This window comes from Streptomyces murinus, assembly GCF_002154555.1.
Classification (GTDB): domain Bacteria; phylum Actinomycetota; class Actinomycetes; order Streptomycetales; family Streptomycetaceae; genus Streptomyces; species Streptomyces murinus.
In genome coordinates this window covers 1-1,812 of record NZ_MUNF01001011.1, presented here as the reverse complement: position 1 = coordinate 1,812, position 1,812 = coordinate 1, and the positions used below count along the sequence as shown (strand labels likewise).

Below are 1,812 nucleotides of genomic sequence, written 5' to 3'. Positions count from 1 at the left end.
TCCCCCGCCCGCAGCACCCCGAGCATCTCCCGCAACTCCGTCAACGCCTGCCGCCCCATGTCCCCCACCAGCGCGGCATTGCGCACCGCCTTCTCCGGATCCTTACGGGCCACCGCCTGCAACGCCGCCGCGTGCACCACCATCAGACTCACCCGGTGCGCCACCACGTCGTGCATCTCCCGCGCGATCCGCGTCCGCTCCTCGTTGCGCGCCCACTCGGCCCGCTCCTCGGCACGCTCCGCCAGCAGCTGAAGCTCCCGCTCCAGACTGTCCGCCCGCTCCCGCAGACTCTCCATCAACCGCCGCCGCGCCCCCACGTACAACCCCAGCAGCACCGGCGGAGCCGTCAGCCCCAACGCCGTCGCCACCGCGGCGAACGGCACGAACCAGTCACCCAGCGTCAGATCGCCGCGCGCCATGTCCTGCCGGACCCGTACGAACGTCACCACCGCCGTGCCCACCAGCGACATCCCCGCCAGCGCCCCGATCACCCGGCGCGGCACCTCGGCCGCGGCCAGCGTGTACAGGCCGACGATGCCCAGCAGGAAACCCATCTGCGCCGGGGTCACCGCGATCGCCACCAGCACCACGGCGACCGGCCACTTGCGCCGCACCAGCAGCACGACACCGGCCACCGCGCCGAACAGGACACCCGCCCAGACCGGGATTCCCGCGTCCCGGGCGAAACCGATCCCCTCCGCACCGCACTCCAGCGCGGACGCCAGCGCCAGCGCTCCGTCGAACACCGCGCTGCGCCGGCGCGGCCACCACCAAGGGCCGGTCAGCCCCCTGGTGTGCTCTTCCCCCGTCATGGTCATGCGTCCAGCCTACGGGCGACGCGTGCGGCTTTTCCGGTGACTTTCGCCTACCTCCACACACCACACTCCGTAACCAACCGACATCGAAACCTCCCGGTATCACTCGAACTACTGAACTCATTCCGTTCGACCCCGGAAGCACGCATTCCGCCTGGACGGTATGCCCATGGCACACACCCACGGCAAATACGCCGACTTCGAGGACCTACGGAGACAGGCGGTGGCGCTGCGGCGGGCGGGCCACAGCCTCCGCCAGATCCGCGACCGGCTGAAGATCTTCCAAGAGTTCGGTCCCCCTGTGGGTACGAGACCTGCCGCAACCCGAGCCGAAGTGCACACCGGAAGAACAGCGGGCCCGGATGAACGCGGGGCTGGCGAGACTGCGGGCGTCCCAGGAGCAGGAGAGGGCGGCGACCAAGCGAGAGGCGGCGGCCTCCATCGGCGAACTGACAGACCGGGAACTCTTCATCGCGGGCGTCGCCCTCTACTGGGCGGAAGGCTCCAAGTCCAAGCAAGCTCTTTCTGCGCTGGCTGGAGTTGCAGGAGGTCGCACCCGACCGACTCGCTCTGTGCGTCTGCATTCACGAAACCGCAGACGTTCGAGCCGCCGAGAAGTACTGGGCCGACGTCGTCGGCGTCGATGTGTCCAAGTTCAGCCGAGCCACGCTGAAGAAGCACAATCCCAGAACGGTCCGCAAGAACACGGGCGCCAACTACCGTGGCTGCCTCGTGGTCTACGTCAGGCAGAGCGCCACCTTGTACCGTCGCATGGAAGGCGCTTGGTACGGCATAGTAGGAGGCGCCGTTCGACGGACAGACTAAATGTCCGTTTCGTCGAATATGTTCCCCCGTGGTGTAATTGGCAGCACTGTGGCTTTTGGTGCCATCTGTCCGGGTTCGAGTCCTGGCGGGGGAGCAAATACCCAGTTCGGGTCCTGACCGGCCGACGCCCCCTCAGGGCCCGCCCCCATATCCTTGCCTCTTATACACATCT

1 protein-coding gene, 1 tRNA gene and 1 pseudogene are annotated in these 1,812 nt (G+C 67.7%); 2 read left to right on the top strand and 1 reads right to left on the bottom strand.

Going from position 1 to position 1,812, the window contains the following annotated elements; genetic code table 11:
- Positions 1–818, bottom strand: an 818-nt coding sequence (locus CCN72_RS37310; RefSeq protein WP_167408752.1) for a sensor histidine kinase, incomplete at its 3' end; no start/stop codon positions are given.
- A gap of 166 nt (positions 819–984) precedes the next feature.
- Here CCN72_RS37310 and CCN72_RS41240 point away from each other — a divergent pair.
- Positions 985–1,640, top strand: a pseudogene (locus CCN72_RS41240) (hypothetical protein).
- Between the two features lie 22 nt (positions 1,641–1,662).
- Positions 1,663–1,734, top strand: a tRNA-Gln gene (locus CCN72_RS37300).
- The last annotated feature ends 78 nt before the right edge of the window (positions 1,735–1,812 follow it).